Annotated in this window: 21 protein-coding genes; 16 read left to right on the top strand and 5 right to left on the bottom strand. The window is 69.1% G+C overall.

Annotation, left to right across the window (positions count from 1 at the left end; genetic code table 11):
* Positions 1 to 31: 31 nt before the first annotated feature.
* From ABS642_RS08540 to ABS642_RS08525, 4 genes are read right to left on the bottom strand one after another with little or no spacing between them, the layout of a single operon-like run.
* Positions 32 to 802 (bottom strand): ABC transporter ATP-binding protein, encoded by a 771-nt coding sequence (locus ABS642_RS08540; protein WP_282214233.1) that lies wholly within the window; start codon positions 800 to 802, stop codon positions 32 to 34.
* Positions 799 to 1,752 (bottom strand): ABC transporter ATP-binding protein, encoded by a 954-nt coding sequence (locus ABS642_RS08535; RefSeq protein ID WP_282217519.1) that lies wholly within the window; start codon positions 1,750 to 1,752, stop codon positions 799 to 801. Before ABS642_RS08535 ends, ABS642_RS08540 begins: the two co-directional genes overlap by 4 nt.
* A gap of 52 nt (positions 1,753 to 1,804) precedes the next feature.
* On the bottom strand, positions 1,805 to 2,782 hold the full coding sequence (locus tag ABS642_RS08530) for a branched-chain amino acid ABC transporter permease (protein ID WP_282214232.1): 978 nt from the start codon (positions 2,780 to 2,782) through the stop codon (positions 1,805 to 1,807).
* Between the two features lie 5 nt (positions 2,783 to 2,787).
* Positions 2,788 to 4,095, bottom strand: coding sequence for a branched-chain amino acid ABC transporter permease (locus ABS642_RS08525; protein WP_350353416.1), 1,308 nt, complete (start codon positions 4,093 to 4,095; stop codon positions 2,788 to 2,790).
* A 291-nt stretch (positions 4,096 to 4,386) separates the two neighbouring features.
* On the opposite strand from ABS642_RS08525, the gene guaB reads away from it, so the two are divergent.
* Positions 4,387 to 5,889 (top strand): IMP dehydrogenase, encoded by a 1,503-nt coding sequence (gene guaB / locus ABS642_RS08520; protein ID WP_282214231.1) that lies wholly within the window; start codon positions 4,387 to 4,389, stop codon positions 5,887 to 5,889.
* A 66-nt stretch (positions 5,890 to 5,955) separates the two neighbouring features.
* Here guaB and ABS642_RS08515 read toward each other — a convergent pair whose 3' ends face one another.
* The gene (locus ABS642_RS08515; protein WP_282214230.1) at positions 5,956 to 6,357 is read right to left on the bottom strand and encodes a DUF4190 domain-containing protein; all 402 of its coding nucleotides are present in this window, start codon (positions 6,355 to 6,357) and stop codon (positions 5,956 to 5,958) included.
* A gap of 143 nt (positions 6,358 to 6,500) precedes the next feature.
* Between ABS642_RS08515 and ABS642_RS08510 the strand changes: the two genes are divergently transcribed.
* The 15 genes from ABS642_RS08510 to ABS642_RS08440 all read left to right on the top strand — a co-directional run bounded on the left by ABS642_RS08510 (position 6,501) and on the right by ABS642_RS08440 (position 23,520).
* On the top strand, positions 6,501 to 6,812 hold the full coding sequence (locus ABS642_RS08510; RefSeq protein ID WP_350352978.1) for a DUF2277 domain-containing protein: 312 nt from the start codon (positions 6,501 to 6,503) through the stop codon (positions 6,810 to 6,812).
* Positions 6,813 to 6,980: 168 nt separating this feature from the next.
* Positions 6,981 to 8,024: a response regulator gene (locus ABS642_RS08505; protein ID WP_282214228.1), complete on the top strand. Its 1,044-nt coding sequence runs from the start codon at positions 6,981 to 6,983 to the stop codon at positions 8,022 to 8,024.
* The gene (locus ABS642_RS08500) at positions 8,024 to 9,013 is read left to right on the top strand and encodes an ATP-grasp domain-containing protein (protein ID WP_282214227.1); all 990 of its coding nucleotides are present in this window, start codon (positions 8,024 to 8,026) and stop codon (positions 9,011 to 9,013) included. Before ABS642_RS08505 ends, ABS642_RS08500 begins: the two co-directional genes overlap by 1 nt.
* Positions 9,010 to 9,723, top strand: a complete 714-nt coding sequence (locus ABS642_RS08495) for a PHP domain-containing protein (protein ID WP_350352977.1) — start codon at positions 9,010 to 9,012, stop codon at positions 9,721 to 9,723. Before ABS642_RS08500 ends, ABS642_RS08495 begins: the two co-directional genes overlap by 4 nt.
* Complete coding sequence (locus ABS642_RS08490) at positions 9,723 to 11,210, top strand: glycosyltransferase (protein ID WP_350352976.1); 1,488 nt, start codon at positions 9,723 to 9,725, stop codon at positions 11,208 to 11,210. Before ABS642_RS08495 ends, ABS642_RS08490 begins: the two co-directional genes overlap by 1 nt.
* Complete coding sequence (locus tag ABS642_RS08485; protein ID WP_282214224.1) at positions 11,207 to 11,350, top strand: hypothetical protein; 144 nt, start codon at positions 11,207 to 11,209, stop codon at positions 11,348 to 11,350. Before ABS642_RS08490 ends, ABS642_RS08485 begins: the two co-directional genes overlap by 4 nt.
* Complete coding sequence (locus tag ABS642_RS08480) at positions 11,347 to 11,694, top strand: response regulator (protein WP_350352975.1); 348 nt, start codon at positions 11,347 to 11,349, stop codon at positions 11,692 to 11,694. Before ABS642_RS08485 ends, ABS642_RS08480 begins: the two co-directional genes overlap by 4 nt.
* Positions 11,691 to 13,484: an ATP-binding protein gene (locus ABS642_RS08475; RefSeq protein ID WP_350352974.1), complete on the top strand. Its 1,794-nt coding sequence runs from the start codon at positions 11,691 to 11,693 to the stop codon at positions 13,482 to 13,484. Before ABS642_RS08480 ends, ABS642_RS08475 begins: the two co-directional genes overlap by 4 nt.
* A 101-nt stretch (positions 13,485 to 13,585) precedes the next feature.
* The gene (locus tag ABS642_RS08470) at positions 13,586 to 14,137 is read left to right on the top strand and encodes an OsmC family protein (protein ID WP_350352973.1); all 552 of its coding nucleotides are present in this window, start codon (positions 13,586 to 13,588) and stop codon (positions 14,135 to 14,137) included.
* Between the two features lie 47 nt (positions 14,138 to 14,184).
* Positions 14,185 to 14,433, top strand: a complete 249-nt coding sequence (locus tag ABS642_RS08465) for an AbrB/MazE/SpoVT family DNA-binding domain-containing protein (protein WP_350352972.1) — start codon at positions 14,185 to 14,187, stop codon at positions 14,431 to 14,433.
* Complete coding sequence (locus ABS642_RS08460; RefSeq protein ID WP_350352971.1) at positions 14,430 to 14,795, top strand: type II toxin-antitoxin system VapC family toxin; 366 nt, start codon at positions 14,430 to 14,432, stop codon at positions 14,793 to 14,795. The genes ABS642_RS08465 and ABS642_RS08460 overlap by 4 nt, the downstream gene beginning before the upstream one ends.
* 78 nt (positions 14,796 to 14,873) lie before the next feature.
* Entirely contained in the window at positions 14,874 to 16,562 is a 1,689-nt protein-coding gene (locus ABS642_RS08455) for an ATP-binding cassette domain-containing protein (protein ID WP_350352970.1), read from the top strand.
* A gap of 143 nt (positions 16,563 to 16,705) precedes the next feature.
* Positions 16,706 to 17,821 (top strand): GuaB3 family IMP dehydrogenase-related protein, encoded by a 1,116-nt coding sequence (locus ABS642_RS08450; protein WP_116634586.1) that lies wholly within the window; start codon positions 16,706 to 16,708, stop codon positions 17,819 to 17,821.
* 58 nt (positions 17,822 to 17,879) lie between these two features.
* Positions 17,880 to 18,638, top strand: a complete 759-nt coding sequence (locus tag ABS642_RS08445; RefSeq protein ID WP_350353415.1) for an SURF1 family cytochrome oxidase biogenesis protein — start codon at positions 17,880 to 17,882, stop codon at positions 18,636 to 18,638.
* A 331-nt stretch (positions 18,639 to 18,969) separates the two neighbouring features.
* Positions 18,970 to 23,520 (top strand): ExeM/NucH family extracellular endonuclease, encoded by a 4,551-nt coding sequence (locus ABS642_RS08440; RefSeq protein WP_350352969.1) that lies wholly within the window; start codon positions 18,970 to 18,972, stop codon positions 23,518 to 23,520.
* The last annotated feature ends 87 nt before the right edge of the window (positions 23,521 to 23,607 follow it).

Here is a 23,607-nt window from a genome sequence, read left to right as displayed (position 1 = left end):
GCCGCAGCATCCGCCCCTCTTCTCTTCCGCGTCAGGCGGCGTCTTCGGTGCCGAGGGTACCGAGGTACAGCCCGATCACCTTCGGGTCGTTGAGGAGGTCGCGACCGGTGCCCTCGTAGGCGTCCCGGCCCTGGTCGAGCACGTAGCCGCGGTCGCAGATCTGCAGGCAGCGCCGGGCGTTCTGCTCGACCATGATCGTCGTGACGCCGGCCTTGTTGATGTCGGAGACGCGGATGAACGCATCATCCTGGCGCACGGGGGAGAGGCCGGCGGACGGCTCGTCGAGCAGCAGCACCGACGGATCCATCATGAGCGCGCGCGACATCGCCACCATCTGCCGCTCACCGCCCGAGAGTGAACCGGCACGCTGCTTGAGCCGCTTGCCGAGCTCGGCGAAGATGCTGCTGACGAACTCCAGTCGCTCGGCGTAGATCTTGGGGTTCTGGTAGAGCCCCATCTGCAGGTTCTCCTCGATGGAGAGCGACGGGAAGACGTTGTTGGTCTGCGGGACGAAGGCCACGCCGCGCTTCACGAGCTTGTCGGCCTTGAGCCCCACGATGCTCTCACCGTGGAGAGTGACGTCGCCGCTGCGCACGTTCACCATGCCGAAGATCGCCTTCAGCAGCGTCGACTTGCCGGCGCCGTTCGGGCCGATGATGCCGATCAGCTCGCCCTTGTGGGCTGTGAGGTTCGCGCCGTTGAGGATGTTCACGCCCGGCAGGTAGCCCGCGTGCACGTCCTTCAGCTCGACGATGACGTCGTCGTTCTTGATCTCGTTCCGGACAGGCGTCTGGTCGGTCATGCCTTCTTCTCCTCGGCGTCGTCGACGGATTCCTCGGCCTCGACCTCGGCCTCGACCTGCTCCCGGAAGCTCACCGGGTCGATATCGGAGATCACGGGGATGCGGCCGGTCACGGCGCCGAGGTCGACGTCCTGGTGGGCGCCGAGGTAGGCGTCGATCACGGCGGGGTCCGCCATGACCTCGTCCGGCGGTCCTTCTGCGACGACGCGTCCTTCGGCCATGACCACGACCCAATCGGCGATGTGGCGGACCATGTGCATGTCGTGCTCGACGAACAGCACGGTCATGCCGAGGCCTTTGAGGTCGAGGATGTGGTCGAGCAGCGACTGCGTGAGCGCGGGGTTCACGCCGGCCATCGGCTCGTCGAGCATGACCAGCGTGGGGTCGCTCATCAGCGCCCTGGCCATCTCGAGCAGCTTGCGCTGTCCGCCCGAGAGCGAGGCCGCGAAGTCCTGCTCCTTGGCGTCGAGCTTGAACCGCGCCAGGAGGTCGCGGGCCTTGCCCTCGATCTCGGTGTCCTGCTTGCGCCAAAGGAACGGGAACAGGCTCGACCAGAACCCTTCGCCGCGCTGGCCGGGGGCACCGAGCTTCATGTTCTCGAGCACCGTCAGCAGCGACAGCGACTTGGTCAGCTGGAACGTGCGGACCTGTCCCATCCGCGCGACCTTGAAGGACGGTACGCCGGAGAGGTTCTTGCCGTCGAACGACCACGTGCCGCTGTTGGGCTTGTCGAAGCCGCAGAGCAGGTTGAACAGCGTCGTCTTGCCGGCGCCGTTCGGGCCGATGAGCGCCGTGATCGCGCCGCGCGGGATCTCGAGGTGGTCGACGTCGACGGCGGTGAGTCCGCCGAAGCGCCGCTCCACGCCGTCGGCGATGAGGATCGGATCGACCTTGGCGACGCCGGGCTTCACCTCGCCCTTGGTCAGACCGGTGGTCTTCGGGCGACGGATGCTCCCGGTGGCCGGGGCCGCAGTCCCCTCGGGGACCGCTTCGGGGGTCAGTTCACTTGACAAAGGTCATCTCCCTCTTGTCGCCGAGGATGCCCTGGGGGCGGAAGATCACGAGCAGCATCAGCGCGACGCCGATGAAGATGAACACCAGCGTCGAGGCCTGGCTGTCGGACATCGGCAGGATCCCCGACTTCGCCATCGCCGGCAGCAGGTTCGCCATGAAGGCGAACACGACCCAGAAGAGGATCGCTCCGAGCGTCGGTCCGATCACGGTGGCCGCGCCGCCGAGGAGGAGGACCGTCCACAGGAAGAACGTCAGCGAGGTCGTGTAGCTGCCGGGGACGACGGCAGAGGGGAGGACGAAAACGATACCGCCCGCCGCGCCGATGACACCGCCGACGATGAGCGCCTGCATCTTGTAGGCGAAGACGTTCTTGCCGAGCGAGCGCACGGCGTCCTCGTCCTCGCGGATGCCCTTGAGCACGCGGCCCCACGGGCTGCGCATCAGCGCCCACACCAGCAGGATCGCGATGACGAGCACGATCAGCCCGAACACGCGGTTCCAGAGATCGTCCGCGCTGTACGTCCACGGCCCGAACCCGTACGTCCCGACGGGGAAGGGGTTCGCGTCGCGGAAGCCGCCGTTGAACTGGGCGAGGCCGTCGGCGGAGTTGGTGTACTCGTCGAAGACCTGCGTGGTGAACAGCAGGCGCACGATCTCGCCGGCCGCGATCGTCGCGATCGCGAGGTAGTCGGCCCGCAGACGCAGAGTCGGGATGCCGAGCAGCACCGCGAACAGCGCGCCGCCGAGCAGACCGATCAGCATGCCGATCCACCACGGGAGCCCGAAGGTCAGCACCGAGATGGCGTAGCCGTAGCCGCCGATCGCCATGAAGGCGGCCATACCGAAGTTGAGCAGGCCCGCGAAGCCGAAGTGCATCGCGAGACCCGTCGCCGCCAGGGCGTACGCCAGGGTGACCGGGCTGAACAGGTAGACGGCGGTGTTGGAGAAGATGCTTCCGAAGTCCATGGCGGTCAGCCCAACCTTTCCCTGCGGCCCAGCAGTCCCTGGGGTCTGACGAGGAGGATCACGATGAGCACGACCAGGGCGCTCGCATACTTCAGATCGGAGGGGATCCAGAGCGTCGAGACCTCGACCGCGATGCCGACGATGAGCGAGCCGACGAGAGCACCGAACGCGGTGCCGAGGCCGCCCAGCGTGATCGCTGCGAAGATGAGCAGCAGCATCTGCGCGCCCATGTCCCACTTCACGCCGGGGCGGAAGTACGCCCACAGGATGCCGGAGATCGCCGCCAGCGTGCCGGAGAGGATCCAGACGTAGCGGACGACCTTGTCGACGTCGATGCCGGATGCGGCAGCCAGCTGCGGGTTGTCGGAGATGGCCCTCGTGGCCTTGCCGATGCGGGTGCGCGTCAGGAAGAAGGCGACGCCGAGGATCACGACGATGCTCACCCCCATGCCGATCATGTCGATGTACGACAGCGAGATCGGACCGAACTGGATCGGTGCCGGGCTGGCGCCGGGAAGCTGACGCGTGTCGCCGCCGATCAGGTACTGGAAGGCGTAGCGCAGAGCGAGCGAGAGCCCGATGCTGACGATCATGAGCTGCACGACGCCGAGTCCGCGTCGCCGCAGCGGACGCCAGATCCCGGCATCCAGGGCCCAGCCGAAGAGACCGCCCCCGACCACGGCGGCGACGATGCCGGCCCACAGCGGAAGATGCCAGAAGGTGGTCGTCACCAGAGCGACGAGACCGCCCCAGGTGACCATCTCGGCGTGGGCGAAGTTCGACAGCCGCGTGGTGCCGTAGATCAGTGCAGCGCCCATCGATGCGAGCGCCAGCAGGAGCCCGAAGTTCAGGCCGCCGACGAGACGCGAGAGCAGCTGATCGATGAACGACACCGTGATCCGCTGCCCCTCGCCGAGGAACAGGTTCATGATCTTGGTGCCGGTGAGGCCGAACTCGACCTCGAACGAGGCCGTGGTGCCCGCGATCGGCTGCGTGCCTTCCGGCAGCAGACTCGCGTCGACGATCACCCCGTCCGGCAGGGTCTTCTCGTCGACGGTGAGGGTGTACTTGTCCTTCTCGGGCACGTACAGCCGCCACTTGCCGTCGGCGTCGGTCTCGGTCTCGCCCTTGAATCCGTTGCCCTCGATCTCCATGACGACACCCTCGACGGGTTCATCATCGAAGGTGATGACCCCGGCGAAGTAGAAGTCCGTCACCTCCTGCTCGTCGTCGGAGGTCTCCGCCGAGGCGGAGGACGGAGGCAGGACCAGGAACGCGGTCAGCGCCATGAGAATGCCGAGGAAAGCGACCACCCAGGGTCGCTTTCGCTGCACGGCGATTGATGTGGGTCCCACGCAACCTCCACTGTGAGTGCTTTCTCCGCGGCATCGGGTGTGAACCGCGGGGATGGACGACGCACTTGAGCGTAGTGCGCGTTTTGCGATTCACCTACACCGGCGGCATCCCGCGCGAATGATGGTCGCCTCCGGGAATGTTCACGGCCTGGTCTCGCTTAGAATCTTCATACGGGTTTCCCCGCACCGGCCGGCGTCGACCACCCCACTCGCACTCGGATTCGCGCGACTCGCGCAGGAGGAGCTTCCATGGACCAGCACGATCCCTTCGGCTTCGTCGGACTGACGTACGACGATGTGCTGCTCCTGCCGGGGCACACCGACGTCATCCCCAGCGAGGCTGACACGTCGTCGCGCATCACGCGCCGCATCTCGGTCGCCACCCCGCTGCTGTCGAGCGCGATGGACACGGTCACCGAGTCACGCATGGCGATCGCGATGGCGCGTGAGGGGGGCATCGGCATCCTGCACCGCAACCTGTCCATCGCCGATCAGGCCGCTCACGTCGACCGCGTCAAGCGCAGCGAGTCCGGCATGATCACCGACCCGATCACGACGACGGCGGATGCCACGGTCGAAGAGGTCGACGCGCTCTGCGCCAAGTACCGCATCTCCGGCCTCCCGGTCATCGACGACGACGGCAAGCTCGTCGGCATCATCACCAACCGCGACATGCGCTTCGTCTCGGGTTTCGAGCGGCAGACCACGTTCGTGAAGGACGTCATGACGAGCGAGAACCTCGTCACCGCCCCCGTGGGTGTGGCCGCCGGCGAGGTCATCGCGCTGTTCGCGAAGCACCGCGTCGAGAAGCTCCCCCTCATCGACGAGGACGGCACGCTCGCCGGCCTCATCACCATCAAGGACTTCGACAAGAGCGAGAAGTACCCGCTCGCCACCAAGGACGACCAGGGCCGGCTGCGCGTCGGCGCCGCGATCGGCTTCTTCGGCGATGCCTGGGAGCGGGCGGAGGCGCTGCGCGACGCGGGCGTCGACGTGCTCGTCGTCGACACGGCCAACGGCCAGTCGCAGGGCGTCATCGACATCGTGCGCCGCCTCAAGGCCGACGAGTCGTTCGCGCACATCGACATCATCGGCGGCAACGTCGCGACCCGCGAGGGTGCGCAGGCGCTCGTGGATGCAGGCGTCGACGCCGTCAAGGTCGGCGTCGGTCCCGGATCCATCTGCACCACCCGCGTCGTCGCCGGCGTCGGTGTTCCGCAGGTCACTGCCGTGTACGAGGCTTCGCTCGCCGCACGCCCCGCCGGCGTCCCGGTGATCGCCGACGGCGGCCTGCAGTACTCCGGCGACATCGCCAAGGCGCTCGTCGCCGGCGCTGACGCCGTGATGCTCGGGTCGCTGCTGGCCGGCACCGACGAGTCGCCGGGCGAGATCGTCTTCCAGTCCGGAAAGCAGTTCAAGCAGTACCGCGGCATGGGGTCCCTCGGCGCGATGCAGACCCGCGGCAAGCAGACCTCGTACTCGAAGGACCGCTACTTCCAGGCCGACGTCCCGAGCGACGACAAGCTCATCCCCGAGGGCATCGAAGGCCAGGTCCCGTACCGCGGCCCGCTCGCCGCCGTCGCGTACCAGCTCGTCGGCGGCCTGCGTCAGTCGATGTTCTACGTCGGCGCGCGCACGATCGAGGAGCTCAAGACCCGCGGCAAGTTCGTGCGCATCACGTCGGCCGGGCTCAAGGAGTCGCACCCGCATGACGTGCAGATCGTCGTCGAGGCCCCGAACTACAAGAAGTAAGAGCCTCGACGGAAAAGGGACCGGATGCCGCGCGGCATCCGGTCCCTTTCGTCGTTCCCGGGGAGATCAGCTGCAGGTGTAGGTGACGCCGTCGACGGTCCACACGCCAGGGCCGAGTTCCGCGCACGTCCCGATGATGCCGGCGAACACGCTCACGAACAGGATGATGCCGATGATCCAGAGGAGCGTGATCACTGCGCCGACGATGATGCCGGCGATGGCGAGGCCCTTGGGCGCGCCGGCCTTGCCGAGCTTGACGGCCGCGACGATGCTGAGGATCAGGCCGATCGGCGCCGCGACGAAGGCCAGTACGAGGCCGATGATCGACAGGACGCGGCCCGGAGGGGAGACCGGGGGAGCGGAATAGTTCGGGGCGGGCTGGCCGTAAGCGGCGGCCGGGTCCGCGGCCGGCGCGCCGTTCCAGGCGGGGGGATTCTGCGGGGACTCAGGGGGCTGGGGAATCGTCATGTTCTCTCCTGTTCCAGGGAGACGGCGGATCGGCCGTCGCCGGTTCTCGTAGCCAGAGCGTAGCGAGCAGCACCCCGCTCGCACCATGCCGTCCACCGGATCGACCTCTTCCGTCCGTCGTCGGCCCGGCGTAGCGTGCCGGTATGTGTCGCAACATCGTCCCGTTGAACAACCTCCAGCCCGCCGCGACCGACGAGGAGTGCCACGACGCCGCACTGCAGTTCGTCCGCAAGATCTCCGGAGCGAATGCGCCCTCCCGCGCGAATCAGGCCGTCTTCGATCGCGCTGTGGCCGAGATCGCCCAGGCGGCCCGCCATCTGCTCGACGACCTCGTGACCTCGGCTCCGCCGAAGAACCGGGCGGAGGAGGCGGCCAAGCGACAGGCCCGTTCGGCCGAGCGCTACGAGGCCATCCGGGTCTATCAACAGGAGAAGCGCGCAGCCAGGGCCGGGTGACACCCGAGCGCGCCGCACCGCGATCCGCTGCTGCGCGGTCGGCGGTGGCGCCTGTGCAAGACTCGACGTACCCCGCTCGACTTTCCCCGCGGACCCGGTGGTAGGGCACCGAGACCGCGACGTCGATCCTCGCATCGACAGGGAACCTCCCCAAGGAGAGCCGCTTTTATGGTTGACGAAGCTCCGCGCGTCCTCGTCGTCGATGACGACCCCGACGTCGCCCTGCTCGTGAAGACGGTCCTCGAGCGCAGAGGCGGCTGCATCGTCGACATCGCGGAAGACGGCCGCGTCGCGATCGAGCGGATGACGGAGGTGCGTCCCGATGTCGTCGTGACGGACATCGAGATGCCGGGGCTGAGCGGGTTGGAGCTGCTCGCGGAGCTGCGGCGCACGAGTCCGAACGTCCCCGTGGTCGTGATGACCGCGCACGTCTCCGTGGAGTACGCGGTGTCCGCGCTGCGCGCGCAGGCCGACGAGTTCCTCACCAAGCCGCTCGACAACGCGCGCCTGATCGAGGTCGTCACGCGGCTCGCCGCCGAAGGCCGCCGCCGCCGCGAGGAGGGCCGGCCCAAGGAGATCGTGCTGGCCATCGGCGCGCACCCGGATGACGTCGAGATCGGCGTCGGCGGGCTGCTCGCGGCTCACGCGCACGCCGGGGATGCGATCACGATCCTCACGCTCTCTCGCGGTGCCCGCGGTGGCGACGCCGAAAGCAGGCAGGGCGAGTCCCTCGCAGCGGCCGACATGCTGGGCGCCCGGCTCTTCGTCAAGGATCTGGTGGACACCGAGATCTCCGGTGGCGGAGCCACGGTGCGCCTCATCGAGGAGGTCGTGCAGGAGATCCAGCCGACCATCGTCTATACGCACTCCGGCCACGACCGGCACCAGGACCATCGTGCCGTGAGCGAGGCGACCATCGTCGCCACCCGACGGGTCGGCACCGTGGCGTGCTACCAGAGCCCGTCGGCGACGATCGACTTCCGCCCGACGCGGTTCGTGCGCATCGACCAGTACCTGGATCAGAAGCTCCGCCTCCTCGAGCGCTTCCAATCGCAGACCGCCAACCGCGACTACCTCGAGCCCGAATTCGTGACCGCCACGGCCCGCTACTGGTCGCGATTCGGCGGCGGCAAGGCCGTGGAGCCGCTCGAGGTGGTGCGCGAGACGGCGGAGTTCGTCGGCGCTCACGAACTCACGAGAAGAGAGAGCTGATGACGAAGCGCGTGCTGGTGACGGGTGCGGGAGGTCCGGCCGGCGTGGCCGTCATCCGTTCGCTCCTCCGCCGCTCCGACCTGACCGTGTTCGCCGCCGACATGGACGGCTGGGCGAGCGGCATCTACCTGGTCCCGCCGGCGCAGCGCCGTCTCGTCCCGCCCGGCCGGGACGACGACTTCGTCCCCGCGATCGCACGGATGGTCGCGGAGGATGCGCTCGATCTCGTCATCTCGACGGTCGACGTCGAGCTCATCGCGCTGGCCGATCGTCGGGACGAGCTGGCACCGGCCGTGCTCGCGGCCCCGTCGGCCGACACCCTGAACACTGCGCTCGACAAACTGGCCCTCGCCGAGCGCTGCGCGGCGACGGATCGCACGCCGCGCACGGTCCTCGCGGGGCCGGGCGCCGAGGAGATCGACTGGGAGTTCCCGGTCTTCGCGAAGCCGCGCCAGGGCGCCGGCAGTCGCGGCATCCGCCTGGTGCCCGACCGGGCGGCGCTGGAGGCGCTGCCGACCGACGAGGGACTCATCGTGCAGGACTACCTGCCGGGTGAGGAGTACTCGGTCGACGTCATCGCGGATGCTGCGGGGAACGTCGTCGCCGCTGTGCCGCGGACGCGCGCCAGGGTCGACTCTGGCGTGGCCATCGCCGGGCAGACGGTCCGCGACCCCGAGCTCGAGGAGACCGCCGCAGCCATCGCCAGGGCGATCGGCCTCGTCGGTGTCGCCAACGTGCAGCTGCGCCGGGACCGCACCGGTCGCGCGGTCCTGCTCGAGGTCAACCCGCGCTTCCCCGGAGCGCTCCCGCTGACGATCGCCGCGGGGGTCGACATCCCCTCGCTGGTCGCGGATCTGTTCCTCGGCATCGAGCTCCCGGCACGGGTCCCGTTCCGTGAGGTCGCCTCGGTGCGCTTCCTGGAGGATGTGATCGTCGAGGTCGAGGATCTGCTCGTGTCGGCCCATGCGGGCCACCAGGAGGAGCTGTGAGCCACCCCGCTCTGCGCGGGGATCACCACGTCCACTCGACGTTCTCCGATGATGCGGTGTCGACGCTCGCGGAGAACGTCGCCGCGGCCGCGGCTGCGGGGCTGAGCACCGTGCGCCTCGTGGATCACGTGCGGCAGAACACCACCTGGGTGCCGGAGTACCTCGCCGCCGTCCGGGCCCTCACCGTGCCCGACGGTCTCGAGGTGCTCACGGGTGTGGAGGCGAAGATCCTCGACGCATCGGGCGCGCTCGACATCCCGGCGCTTCCCGAGGGCATCGACCGCATCCTCATCGCCGACCACCAGTTCCCCGGCCTCGACGGTCCCCTCGGCCCGACCGCGGTGCGCGAGCGGATCGCGGACGGCTGGGCGGCCGACGACGTCCTGGATGAGCTCGTCGGCGCCCTGATCTCCTCGATGCGCCGGCATCCGGGGAACCAGCTCGCCCACTGCTTCTCGATCCTCCCGAAGATCGGCCTGTCCGAGGACGACCTCGGTGACGAGCGCATCGCCGCCTGGGCGCGGGCTGCCGCCGAGACCGACACGCTCGTCGAGGTGAACGAGAAGTGGGGCTGCCCCGGCATCCGCTCGCTCGCCGCGCTGCGCCGGGCGGGGGCGCAGATCGTCGCCTCCACCGACAGCCACGTCGCCACGGACGTCGGCCGCTACTCGCGGGTGCTCGAGCTCCTCGACGCGGAGGGCGACGCCTGATGGCGGAGCTCACCTGGCCCGAGACGGCGCTCGTCGTGTTCCTGCTGCTGTGCGTCCTCGTCGGCACGCTGCCCGTGATCAACACCGCGCTGCAGTTCCTCACACTGCCTCTGCACGCGTTCCGCAACCACTACGCGAAGGCGGCGCCCTACCACCCGAACATCGCGGTCGTGATCCCGGCCTGGAACGAGGGGCTCGTCATCGGGCCGGCGATCGAACGGCTGCTGCAGCTCGAGTACCCCGCGGAGCGCCTGCGGATCTTCGTCGTCGACGACGCCTCGACCGACGACACCCCCGAGATCGTCAGGGCCATGGCGGCGGCGTACCCCGGTCGCGTCGTGCACCTGCGTCGCGACAAGGGCGGCGAGGGCAAGGCGCACACCCTCAACCACGGGCTCGACGTCGTCCTCGCGGACGCCTGGACCGAGGCTGTGCTCATCATGGACGCCGACGTCATCTTCGCCCGGGACTCGCTGCGCAAGCTCAGCCGTCACCTGGACGACGAGAAGGTCGGCGCCGTCACCGCGTACATCGCCGAGGGCAGCCGCGACCGGAACTACCTCACGCGCTTCATCGCGATCGAGTACGTGATCAGTCAGCTCGCCGCGCGACGAGCGCAGAACGTCGACGGCGCGATCGCCTGTCTCGCCGGCGGTGCGCAGCTGCACTCCCGAGCGAACCTCGAGGCCATCGGCGGGCGCATTCCGACGGGCACGCTCGCGGAGGACACGATGACGACGTTCGAGGGGCAGCTGAAGGGGCGGCGGATGGTGTTCGAGCCGCACGCCGTCGTGCTCGCGGAGGAGCCTCGTTCGGTCGACGGTCTCTGGAAGCAGCGGCTGCGCTGGGCCCGCGGCAACGTGCAGCTGACCTCGATCTACCGGAAGCTCTGGTTCCGACCCAGCCGCACGCACAATCTCGGGAGCTTCGTCTTCGGGCTGGCCTGGTTCACGATCCTGCTCCTCCCCGCCTTCATGCTGCTGGCGGCAGGGGCGCTGCTGACGCTCCTCATCCTGCACAGCGACATCGCGGCGTTCGTGTTCCGCTTCATGTGGATCTTCGCGGCGTGCGTCTACCTCTTCTCGATGCTCTACGCCGTGCAGCTGGATCCACGCATCGGCAGGCAGTCGTGGCGTGAGGCCGTCATGTTCCCCGGGCTCGGCGCGCTGATCCTCATGGCGTTCGCGCTGTTCCCCTGGCTCTTCGAGGACGCTCTCGCGCAGGTCGGCCTCGCCCTGACCGATGACAGTCGCTTCGCGTGGGCCGTGATCTTCTACCTCTGGGGGCCGATCTCGATGCTCGGCGTCTGGCTCGCCCGCGCGGTGGAGCCTCTTCCCGGCGGACGCTTCCTCGCAGGGCTGCTGATCTACATCTGCGGTTACGGCTCGCTGCTGTGCGCGATCACCGTGGATTCGTACATCAAGGAGTGGCGTCGTGCCGACGCCTCGTGGATAAAGACCGAGAAGATCGGACGGGTCGTCTCATGACCGATGCGCCGCCGCAGGGCTCCGAGGTGGAAGAGATCGCCGCGGATGAACGCCGGGAGCGCCGGCTCATCCCGCAGGCGCTCCTCTCGCTCGCCGTCGTCGCCGTGATCGTCGTCGTGCGAGAGCTGCTCCTCCGATGAGCGGGCGGCCGCTGGCCCTCGTCGTCGAGGACGCCGTCGACCAGGCAGCCCTCCTGCGCCGCTACCTCGACCGTGAGGGATTCGATGCGTTCATCGCACTCGATGCCGAATCGGCGATCGCCGCCTTCGACGAGATCGATCCGGTCCTGGCGGTGATCGACCTCCTGCTTCCGGGGATCTCCGGCCAGGAGTGCGCGCGCCGCGTCCAGGAGCGCTTCCCGGAGTGCTTCCTCGTGATCAGCTCGGTCCTCGACGCCGCGGACTATCCGCCGGCGGATGCGGCGCTGCCCAAGCCGATCACCGGAGCCGACCTGCGCGCGATCGTGGATCGGGTGACGCGATGAGGGCGACGCCGCTCGACCGCGCGGAGAACCGGTGGTACCAGGTCTTCGACAACCCGAGCCCGCTCGTGAAGCAGACCCCGACCTTCATCGCCACGGTCGCCGCCGTCCTGCTGACCTGGTGGATACCGGATCTTCCCGTCACGCACTTCATCGCGGTGGTGCTCGGCGTCGGCCTCGTGCTGGCGGCGACGGTCCATGCGGCGGTGCTGAGTGCTCGTCGAGTGTACGACGGCTGGATCGTCCTGCTCGTCCCGCTGATCGACATCGTGGGGCTCGGCCTGTTCCGCACCGGCACCGGCGGGGCGAGTTCGCTCTTCTCCTCGCTCGTGCTGCTCCCGGTCATCTGGATCGCCGCGGCGCCCGGCATCCGCTACGTCTTCGTCGTCGGCGGTCTGACCTCTCTCGCTCTGCTCATGCCCTATTTCGCCGATCCGCCGCACAGCGCGGTGGACTGGCTGCGGGGCGTCATCGGGCCGCTGGTCTTCGCCGCGGTCGCCGCGGTGATCAACGAGCTCTCCCGGCAGCAGCGCGTGCGCGCCGAGCAGGCGGAAGAACTGGTCGGGGAGCGCACGGCCGCGCTCGCCGACAACGTCAAGATGATCGTGCAGCTGCGCGAGAAGGAGCATCAGTACCGCTCCCTCGTGGAGTCGTACGAGGGTCTGTGGTCGTCGATCACCGCCCAGGCCGTGATCGCGACCGACCGCGAGGGCACGATCACCGCCTGGAACCCCGGCGCCGAGCGGCTGTTCGGCCTCACCTCCGCCGAGGCGATGAGCGGTGTGCGCATCGATCGCTTCTTCGCGGAGTCGTCGTTGACGGCGCTCGCTGGCGACTGCACGAACGAGCAACGCGTCGACACCGGCTCCGAACTGCCGCCGGGGCTGCGGGCGCTGTTCGCCGGCGCCGACGACGACGAGCAGAACGTCGAGGACGACGTCGACATCGTGACGGCCGCGGGGACGTCGGTTCCGGCCCGCGTGACCGTGAATCCCTACCGCGACGGCGCCGGTACCCAGCAGGGGTATCTGCTGGTGGTGACCGACGAGAGCAAGGCCGTCGAGGTCGCGCGCATGAAGGACGAGTTCGTCGGGATGATCTCGCACGAGCTCCGGACGCCGCTCAGCGCCATCATCGGTTTCCTCGATCTGCTCCAGAACGATCCGGGACAGCCGCTCACCGAGGATCAGCGGGAGTTCGTCGACATCATCGAGCGCAACGCCCAGCGGCTGCTCAACCTCGTCGGCGACCTGCTCTTCACGGCGCAGGTCGAATCGGGTCGGTTCCCCCTGGACCGCGAGGAGGTCGACATCGGCGCTCTCGTCCGCGCCGCCGTGGTCTCCGCAGGGCCGCACGCGCAGCGCGAGGGCATCGAGATCTCCGCGGAACTCGCCCCCGAGCCGATCCGCCTCCTCGTCGACGCGGGCCGGATCGGGCAGGCACTGGACAACCTGCTCTCCAACGCGATCAAGTTCACGCCCCGAGAAGGGCGCGTCACCGCCGCGGTCCGGCGCGTCGACGGCGGCGTGGAGCTGTCGGTGAGCGACACGGGTGTCGGCATCCCGGAGGACGAGCAGGGGATGCTGTTCACCCGGTTCTTCCGGGCATCGACGGCCACGAGGAACGCGGTGCCCGGTGTGGGGCTCGGCCTCACCATCACGCGTGCCATCGTGCTCGCCCACGGCGGGACGATGGACGTCACCAGCGAGGAGGGCGTGGGCACGGAGTTCCGCTTCGTCCTGCCGGCGGCGCCGCGGACCGAGGTGCTGCAGACGCTCAGTCGCGCGGACTGAGGTCGTCGCCGTCATCCGTCTTCCATGACGGCGGATGACGGCCCGTGAACGACCGTGACGCCGAGGGTGCGGGTGCCTCATGGCCCGGCTACGTTTCCCGCATGACTCTTCTCCAGGACCAGATCAGCGCCGTCTCCGACGTCACACCCGCCGAGCGTGCACAGCGCCTGAACGATGCGGGGGCGGCGTGGAACGAGCGCATCGCCGCGGATGCGGGCAGCGCTCAGCTGACCTACCGGGTGAGCGGACGAGGCATCGGCTCGGTCGCGACGGAGATCCGTGCCGGCAAGCACCGCTTCATCGTGGACGAGCCGAGCGCGCTCGCGGGGGACGACGTGGCCGCGAGCCCCGTCGAGTACGCGCTGGGTGCCCTGGTGTCATGCCAGGTGGTCGTGTACCGGCTCTACGCCCAGGCGCTCGGCCTCACGATCGACGAGATCGAGATCACGGCCGAGGGAGACCTCGACGTGCGGAAGCTCTTCGGCATCGACGAGTCGGGCCGTGCCGGATTCCACGACATCCGGGTGAAGGTCGGCATCTCCGGCCCCGACAGCCCCGAGCAGTATGAGAACCTCCGCCAGGTCGTCGACGCGCACTGCCCGGTGCTCGATCTGTTCGCCGGCACCGTGCCGACGTCGAGCGCCCTCGTCTGATCGCTCTCCTCGTACCATCATCAGTCTGCCAGTGGTACGGTGAGGCCATGGATACCACATTCGTCGCACCGATGGGTGATCGCGGACGCCTGGTCATCCCCGCCGAGCTCCGTGCTCGACAGCATTGGGACCAGGGTTCCCGGCTGCTGATGATCGAGACGAGCGGGGGAGTGGTCCTCGTGACGCGCGATCAGGCCAAGGCGCTGGTACGGTCGCAGCTCGACGGATCCGACCTCGTCGAATCGCTTCTCGCCGATCGCCGGGCGGCAGCGGCCTCGGAGGACGACGCCGCGTGACGGTCCTCGACGCCTCGGCGGTCCTCGCTTTCCTGCAGGGGGAGCCGGGTGCCGATCAGGTCGAAGGTGTTCTGGACGAAGCGGTCGTCGGTGCGGCGAATTGGGCGGAGGTGGCCCAGAAGGTGCGCGCCGCCGGTGCGGACTGGGGCGTGGCATCCGGTCTGCTGCGCAGCTACGACCTGACGATCGAGCCCGTCTCATACGCCGACGCCGAAGCGGCTGCCGCGATGTGGAAGCGCGGCAGCGGACTGCCGCTCGGGGATCGGCTCTGCCTCGCGCTCGCGCGACGCCTCGATGCGCCGGTGCTCACGGCGGATCGCGCGTGGGGTCGGTCGGACCGGATCATCCAGCTCCGACCCTGATCCCGATTCCGCCGACGGCGTCGCGGACTGATAGCCTGGTCGGCTCGCTGTTCGCGGGCGGAAGGACGGCCACGAACAGTGGGCTACATCGATGTCTCCGGAGTGTCTCTGACGCTCCCCGACGGCAGACCGCTTCTCGACGAGGCGACATTCAGGGTCGGCGCAGGATCCACCAGCGCGCTGATCGGACCGAACGGCGCAGGCAAGACCACGCTGCTGCGCATCATCCGCGGGGACCAGCCGGCCGACGACGGAGTCGTCACGATCGACGGCGGGCTCGGCGTCATGGACCAGTTCGTCGGACACGGACGCCAGGGGCAGACCGTGCACGACCTTCTCGTGAGCGTCGCACCCCAGCGGATCCGCGCGGCGGCGCAGGGGCTCGAGGCGGCGGAGAACGCCCTGATCGAGCGCGACGAGCACGACACGCAGATGGCGTACGCGTCGGCGATCGCGGAGTACGCGGATGCCGGCGGCTACGAGCACGAGACCGTGTGGGATCAGTGCACGGTCGCCGCGCTCGGCGTGCCGTTCGAGCGAGCGCGCTTCCGGGAGCTCACGACGCTCTCCGGCGGCGAGCAGAAGAGGCTGGCGCTGGAGGCGCTGCTACGCGGTCCCGATGAGGTGCTGCTGCTCGACGAGCCGGACAACTACCTCGACGTGCCCACCAAGCGCTGGCTCGAGGGACAGCTGCGGCAGACGCCCAAGACCGTGCTCCTCGTGTCGCACGATCGAGAGCTCCTGGCTCGCGCCGCGGACCGTCTCATCACTCTCGAGCCGGGAGGCGCCGGCTCGACCGCGTGGGTGCACGGCGGCGGCTTCGCGACCTATCAGCAGGCGCGCACCGACCGGATGGATCGTCTCGACGAGCTCCGGCGGCGCTGGGACGAGCAGCACGAGAAGCTGCTGACCCTGGTCGCAAACCTCAAGGTCAAGGCCTCGGCGAACGACGGCTTCGCGTCGCGGTATCAGGCCGCCCAGACGCGGCTCCGCAAGTTCGAGGAGGCCGGTCCGCCGGAGGAGCGGCCCCCGGCGCAGGACTTCGACATGCGTCTGCGCGGTTCTCGTACGGGCAAGCGCGCCGTGGTGGCCTCCGCCCTCGAGCTCACCGGGCTGATGAGGCCCTTCGATGCCGAGGTCTGGTACGGCGATCGCGTCGCGGTGCTCGGCTCGAACGGGTCGGGGAAGTCGCACTTCCTGCGGCTGCTGGCACGCGGCGGCAGCGATCCGGATGCCACGCTCGGCCATGTCACGTCCACCGGAGAGCAGTTGAGCGAGGTGCCGCACACGGGCACGGCGACGCTCGGCGCCAGGGTCGTGCCGGGCCTCTTCGCGCAGACGCACGCGCACCCGGAGTTCGTCGGGCGCACGCTGCTGGAGATCCTGCACCGCGGAGACGACCGCCGCGCGGGGATGCCGCGGGATGCCGCCAGCTCCGCGCTCGACCGGTACGGGCTCGTCCGGCAGGCGCAGCAGACGTTCGACTCCCTGTCCGGCGGACAGCAGGCGCGGCTCCAGGTGCTGCTGCTGGAGCTGTCCGGCGCGACGCTCCTGCTGCTCGACGAGCCAACGGACAACCTCGACCTGGAGTCGGCCGAGGCTCTCGAAGACGCGCTCGCGCGTTTCGAGGGGACGGTGCTCGCGGTCACGCACGACCGCTGGTTCGCGCGGTCGTTCGACCGGTTCCTGGTGTTCGGCTCGGACGGCGACGTCTACGAGTCCGACGCGCCGGTCTGGGACGAGAAACGGGTCGCACGCGCGAGGTGAGCCGAGTGCGAGGGGTCAGGAAACGCCGTGCGTCGCAGCCGAAGGCGGCACTCTCTGACCCCTCGACCCGGTCAGCGCCGGCGACCGCTCCCGCCTCACAGCCGCAGGCTTCGTCGAGCGCCGGGTAGGCTGGACGGGTGACCATGGAGATCGAGCTCGGCCGAGGAAAGCGCGCACGCCGCGCGTACACGTTCGATGACATCGCGGTGGTGCCGTCGCGCCGCACGCGCAACCCCGAGGATGTCTCGACCGCATGGACGATCGACGCGTTCGGGTTCGACATCCCGGTGCTCGGAGCGCCGATGGACTCCGTCGTGAGCCCGCAGACCGCGATCATGCTCGGGCAGCTCGGCGGCCTCGGCGTGCTCGACCTCGAGGGGCTGTGGACGCGATACGAAGACCCCCAGCCGCTGCTCACGGAGATCGCCGGGCTCGATGACGGCGAAGCGACCGTGCGCATGCAGCAGCTGTACTCCGAGCCGATCAAGCCCGAGCTCATCACCCGCCGCCTCGCCGAGATCCGTGAAGCCGGCGTCACCGTCGCCGGATCCCTCACGCCGCAGCGCACGCAGGAGCACTACGACACCGTGGCCGCTGCCGGGGTCGACCTCTTCGTCATCCGCGGCACCACGGTGTCCGCCGAGCACGTGTCCAGCGTCGACGAGCCCCTGAACCTCAAGAAGTTCATCTACGACCTCGACGTCCCGGTCATCGTCGGCGGCGCCGCCACCTACACCGCGGCACTGCACCTCATGCGCACCGGCGCTGCCGGCGTGCTGGTCGGCTTCGGCGGCGGAGCGGCATCCACGACCCGCGCGACGCTCGGTATCCACGCGCCGATGGCCACCGCGGTCTCGGACGTCGCCGCTGCGCGTCGTGACTACCTCGACGAGTCCGGAGGCCGCTACGTGCACGTCATCGCCGACGGCGGCGTCGGCACGTCGGGCGATATCGTCAAGGCGCTGGCCATGGGGGCGGATGCCGTCATGCTCGGCGTCGCGCTCGCCCGCGCCACCGACGCTCCCGGCCGCGGATTCCACTGGGGTCCGGAGGCTCACCACTCGAAGCTGCCGCGCGGACGCCGCGTCGAGGTCGGCGGCATCGGCACCCTCGAGGAGATCCTCTACGGTCCCGCCCCCGTCGCCGACGGCACCGCGAACCTCATCGGCGCCCTGCGCAAGTCCATGGCGACCACCGGATACTCCGACCTCAAGGAGTTCCAGCGGGTCGAGGTCGTGCTCGCGCCGTACGAGGCCTGAGGACCCGCTCGTCACCGTGTCGACTCCTGCGCCGTTCCCGCCGACCCTTCGCGAGGTCATGCTGCGGGGACGCTGGATCGGGATGCTGCTGCTGTGCCTCGTCGTCGCCGGCGTTTTCGCGTGGCTCGGGCAGTGGCAGCTCGAGCGCGCGATCGAGACGGATCCGCCCCCGGCGGGGGCGACCGAGCAGGTGCGGCCGCTCACCGACGTCGTCGAACCAGGGCAGTACCTTCCCGAGCCGCTGGTCGGGCAGAAGGTCGAGATCTCGGGAGAGTGGGTCGAGGGGGACTTCCTCGTCGTGTCGAGTCGCTTCAACGACGATGTCGAGGGCTACTGGGTCACCGGCCAGCTGCGGGTCGCCGACCGCACGTCGATCGCGGTCGCGATCGGCTGGGCGCCGGATCGCGAGACGGCGGATGCCGCTATCGAACGGCTCGACGCCGAGGTCGACGGCTCCCAGGTGGAGATCGGCGGCCGGATCATCTCCGACGAGGGGCCGTCCGTCCCACCGCGCACGGACCCCGATCGGATGGATCGGATGTCGACGGCGGCGCTTCTCAGCCGCTGGCACGACACCGAGGAGCTCGACGTGTACCGCCCGTTCCTCGCCTCGACCACGGCGACCGCCGGACTCGTGGACATCTCCTCTCCCGCACCCGAGGAGCAGTCGCCGATCAACTGGCTGAACATCTTCTACGCCGTCGAGTGGGCGATCTTCGCGGGCTTCGCGTTCTACCTCTGGTACCGCCTGGCGAAGGATGCCTGGGAGCGCGAGGTCGAGGAGTTCGAAGACGCACGAGGCGTGGAAACGGCCTGATCACGTCGCGCATCTGCGCGGAGTCGGATGCGCACATGTGCGCGGGAATGCCGGCATATGGACCTTCGTCGGGGGTCGTCGCGGCCATCCGGTGAGCGGTCGGTGACGAATCGGAGAACTCCATTGAGGATGTCCGGAGCGCTCCGTATGCTCGCAACATGTGTGCGGGCTGGGAGACCCCGGTGCGCGCCGTGACAGATTCATGAGAGATGTCGCACCACCGACCGAGGAGACCGCACCGATGATGTCCGCTCCAGAGGACGGGAACCGCATGGCTCCCGTCGCTCACCGTAGAAACAGGGGGCGCGTCGGCGCTCTCGCCCTGACCTGTGTGGCAGCGCTGGGCTTCGGCTCGCTGACCGCCGTGCCCGCCTTCGCCGATCCGGCAGGGACGGGGGTGGTGATCAATGAGGCGTACCTCTCCGGCGGCAGCGCAGGGGCGGCTTTCAAGAACAAGTTCGTCGAGCTCTACAATCCGACCTCCGAGCCGATCACCCTCGACGGCAAGTCGCTGCAGTACCGGTCGGCGACCGGAACCGGCGCCTCGAACGGCGTGGCACCGCTCACCGGCGTGATCCCCGCCGGCGGTTACTACCTGGTGCAGGGCAACAGCAACGGTGCGAACGGCGCAGACCTTCCCGCTCCGGATGCGGTCAGCACCCTCACGCCGAGCGGCACCACCGGCACACTCGCGCTCGTCGAGGGCACGGCCGCCGTCACCCTCACCCCTGGCTCGGTCGTCGGCGTCGACGGCGTGATCGACCTGCTCGGCTACGGCACCTCCAACACGTTCGAGACCGCCGTGGCGACTCCGCCGGCGGGCAACACCGACGTCAAGTCGCTGAACCGCACGAGCGGCGCAGACACCGACGACAACAGCGTCGACTTCACGCTCTCCGCCACCATCACCCCGCAGGGCACCGGCGGCACCGACCCCGACCCGGATCCGGACCCCGATCCTGATCCCGATCCGACCACGGTCTCGATCGCCGAGGTGCAGGGCACCGCCGACGTCTCGCCGCTCAGCGGCCAGACCGTCACGGTCGAGGGCGTCGTCACCGCCGACTACCGCACCGGCGGCTACAAGGGCATCGTCATCCAGACGCAGGGCTCCGGCGGCGCGGACGACGCGACGCCCGGCGCATCCGACGGCGTCTTCGTCTTCCTCAACGCGCTGGCCCCGACCCTCGCGATCGGCGACCTCGTCTCGGTGACGGGCTCGGTCGGCGAGTACTTCGGCCAGACGCAGCTGAACCCCGGCGCGGTGACCGACATCGCCGTGCTCGCGGCAGGCGCCGGAGTGCCCGCCGTCACGCCGCTTCCCGACACCGTGCGCGGCGCCGACCGGGAGCAGTACGAGAACATGTACGTGGCTCCGGAGGGCACATACCGCCTCGCATCCAGCCACCAGCTGTTCAACTTCGGAACGCTCTGGCTCAACGCCGGGGCAGACCTCAACGTCAAGAGCACCGAGACCACGCGGCCCGGAGACGCGGCGGCGGCCATCGCCGCGGCCAATCGCGCCAATCGCCTCCTGCTCGACGACGGCTGGTCCATCCAGGTGACGAACAACGGCCACCCCGGTGCTCAGCCGTACTTCACGAAGGACGCGGTGGTCCGCAACGGCGACACCGTCGACTTCGGCGACAACGGCTACGTCCTCCAGTGGGGCTTCGACGACTGGCGGCTGCAGCCCGTCGTGCCGATCGACGACGCCTCTCCCGAAGACCTCAAGGTCGGCTTCACGGCGACGAACCCGCGCACCGAGTCTGCCCCCGAGGTCGGTGGAGACGTGCAGGTCGCGTCGTTCAACGTCTACAACTACTTCACGACGCTGGCCTCCGAGAACCCCGACGCCCGGGGAGCGGAGACGGCCGAGGAGTTCGCGATCCAGAAGTCGAAGATCGTCTCGGCGATCAACGGCCTGGATGCCGAGATCGTCTCGCTCATGGAGATCGAGAACTCGGTCAAGCTGGGCGAGCCGATCGACTCGGCGCTGGCGGATCTGGTCGACGGCCTCAACGCGGACGCCGGCAGCGAGGTGTGGGACTACGTGCCCACCCCCGACGCGCTGAACGATGCGGCCACCACCGACTACATCACCAACGCGATCATCTACAAGAAGGACGCCGTCTCCACCGTCGGCGACAGCGCGACCGTCACCGATGAGACCGTCTGGGGCAACGCGCGCGAGCCGATCGCCCAGGCGTTCGACATCGACGGCCGGGTCGTCACCGTGGTCGCCAACCACCTGAAGTCGAAGTCGCCGCCGCAGGGCGCGGGAGCGGAGCCGGCCGACGGCCAGGGCTTCTTCAACGCCGACCGCGTCGCGCAGGCGAACGCGATCCTGGCGTTCACCGCCGAGCTCGAGGAGACCACCGGCAGCGGCGACATGCTGCTGATCGGCGACTTCAACGCGTACGGCAAGGAAGACCCGATCGACGTCTTCACCTCGAACGGCTGGAGCGACCTGGTCGCCGACAAGGCCGCCGGTCAGTACACGTACACGTTCGACGGCGAGCTCGGCTCGCTCGACCACGTGATCGCGTCGCCGTCGCTCGCCGCGTCCATCACGGGCGCCGGCGTCTGGGGTATCAACTCGCCGGAGTGGAGCGACCGCGGCTACGCGTTCGGCGCCACCGAGGAGGGCACGCCCTACCGGTCCAGCGACCACGACCCGATCATCGTCGGCGTCTCCTCGGAGCTCCCGCCGGTGAGCATCGACGTCGTCACGGTCAACGACTTCCACGGGCGGATCGAGGCCGACGGCGCTGCCGCGGGCGCGGCCGTCCTGGCGGGCGCGGTCAAGCAGTTCCGCGAGGCGAACCCGAACACGATCTTCGCCGGAGCCGGCGACCTGATCGGTGCGTCGACGTTCACCTCGTTCATCAACGACGACAACCCGACGATCGACGCCCTCAACGCGGCCGGTCTCGATGTCAGCGCCGCGGGCAACCACGAGTTCGACCAGGGCTGGGAGGATCTGCGCGATCGCGTGCAGGACCGCGCGGACTGGGAGTACATCTCATCGAACGTCTTCGTCACGGAGACCGGCGAGCCCGCGCTCGCACCGGCGTGGGTCAAGGAGCTCGACGGCGTCAAGGTCGGCTTCGTCGGCGCCGTCACCGAAGACCTCGACTCGCTCGTCTCGCCTGAGGGCATCGCGGACCTCGAGGTGCGCAGCATCGTCGACTCCGTCAACGCGGTGGCCGACGACCTGCGCGACGGCGATGAGTCCAACGGCGAGGCGGATGTCGTCATCCTCCTCGTCCACGAGGGCGCGGAGAGCGTCGACGTCGGGGCCATCACCCCGGAATCGCCGCTCGGTGAGATCGTCTACGGCGTCGACGACGACGTGAATGCCATCGTCTCCGCGCACACGCACCTCGCGTACAACCACGTCATCGACGGCCGCCCGGTCGTCTCGGCAGGTCAGTACGGCGAGAACCTGGGCCTGATGAACATCCAGGTGGACCCGAAGACGAAAGACCTGATCTCGATCACCAACGAGATCAAGCCCCTCACGGCTGCGGGCGCGCCGCTGTACCCGGCCGTCCCCGAGGTCGCCGACATCGTCGCCAAGGCGAAGGCCGAGGCCGACGTGCTGGGCGCGATCAAGGTCGGAGACATCACCGCCGACTTCAACCGCGCGCGTCAGACGGCCGGCTCGGAGAACCGCGGTGGCGAGTCCACCATCGGCAACTTCGTCGCCGACGTGCAGAAGTGGTCCACCGACGCGGACATCGCGCTGATGAACCCGGGCGGGATCCGGGCGAACCTCGCGTACGCCTCGGCCGGAGCATCCGATCCCGACGGCAACGTCACGTACCGCGAGGCGGCGACGGTCCAGCCGTTCGCGAACACGCTGGTGACGCTGACCCTCACCGGTGCGCAGCTGAAGGGCGTGCTGGAGGAGCAGTGGCAGCCCGCGGGCTCGGCACGGCCGTTCCTGAAGCTCGGCGTCTCGAAGGGGCTGGTGTACACCTACGACCCCGCCGGGGCGCAGGGTTCGCGGGTCACGTCGATCACGCTCGACGGCACGCCGATCGACCCCGCAGCGGAGTACACGGTCGCCGCGAACTCGTTCCTCGCCGCCGGTGGAGACAACTTCTCCACCTTCAAGCAGGGGACGGGCAAGCGCGACACGGGCAAGATCGATCTGCAGTCCATGGTCGACTGGTTCGACGCGAACAAGGCCGCGAGCCCCGACTACGCCCAGCGTGCGGTCGGCGTCGCGGTCAGCCCGGCGGATGCCGATGGCTACAGCGCCGGCGACCAGGTGACCGTATCGCTCTCCTCGCTCGCGTTCAGCGCGGGTGAACCGGCTCCGGGTGAGGTGACGCTCTCGATGGGCGGCACGCAGCTCGCGGCCGGAGCGATCGACCCGGCCATCGTCGACACCACGGACGAGGTCGGGCGGGCGAGCCTGACGTTCACGGTGCCGTCCGGCGTCTTCGGTGAGCAGCAGCTCACCGTCGCCGTCGCGAGCACCGGGACGACCGTGCAGGTGCCGTTCACGATCGCCGGCGAAGAGGAGTTCGCCGGGACGATCGAGCTGGGCTCCTCCAAGGTGGCGGCGGGCAAGAAGCTCACCATCACCGGCGAGGGATATCAGCCCGGCGAGACCGTGACCGTGGAGCTGCGTCCGAAGAAGGGGCAGCCGATCGACGTCGGCACGATCCAGGTCGGCGACGACGGCTCGTTCACCGCCTCGGTGACGGTTCCGAAGAAGACGCAGCCCGGGAAGTACACGGTCGCCGTGTCGCAGGCGGACGGTGACGAGGCGACGGCCACCGTCACGGTCAACCGGGCCGGCGGCATCGGCGGCGCGATCCAGGACATCCTCGACTGGCTGTGGGATCTCCTCACCGGATGGTGGTGATCCTGCACGCAGGATGACAGGGCGGAGGCCGTCGGGGGAGACCCCGACGGCCTCTGCTGTTGCGCGGGCGGCTCAGATGCGCGGAAC

This window comes from Microbacterium sp. A8/3-1 (genome assembly GCF_040267695.1).
Taxonomy (GTDB): Bacteria; Actinomycetota; Actinomycetes; order Actinomycetales; family Microbacteriaceae; genus Microbacterium; species Microbacterium luteolum.
The sequence above is the reverse complement of the archived record's forward strand: the minus strand, read 5'-3'. Positions and strand labels throughout refer to the sequence as shown.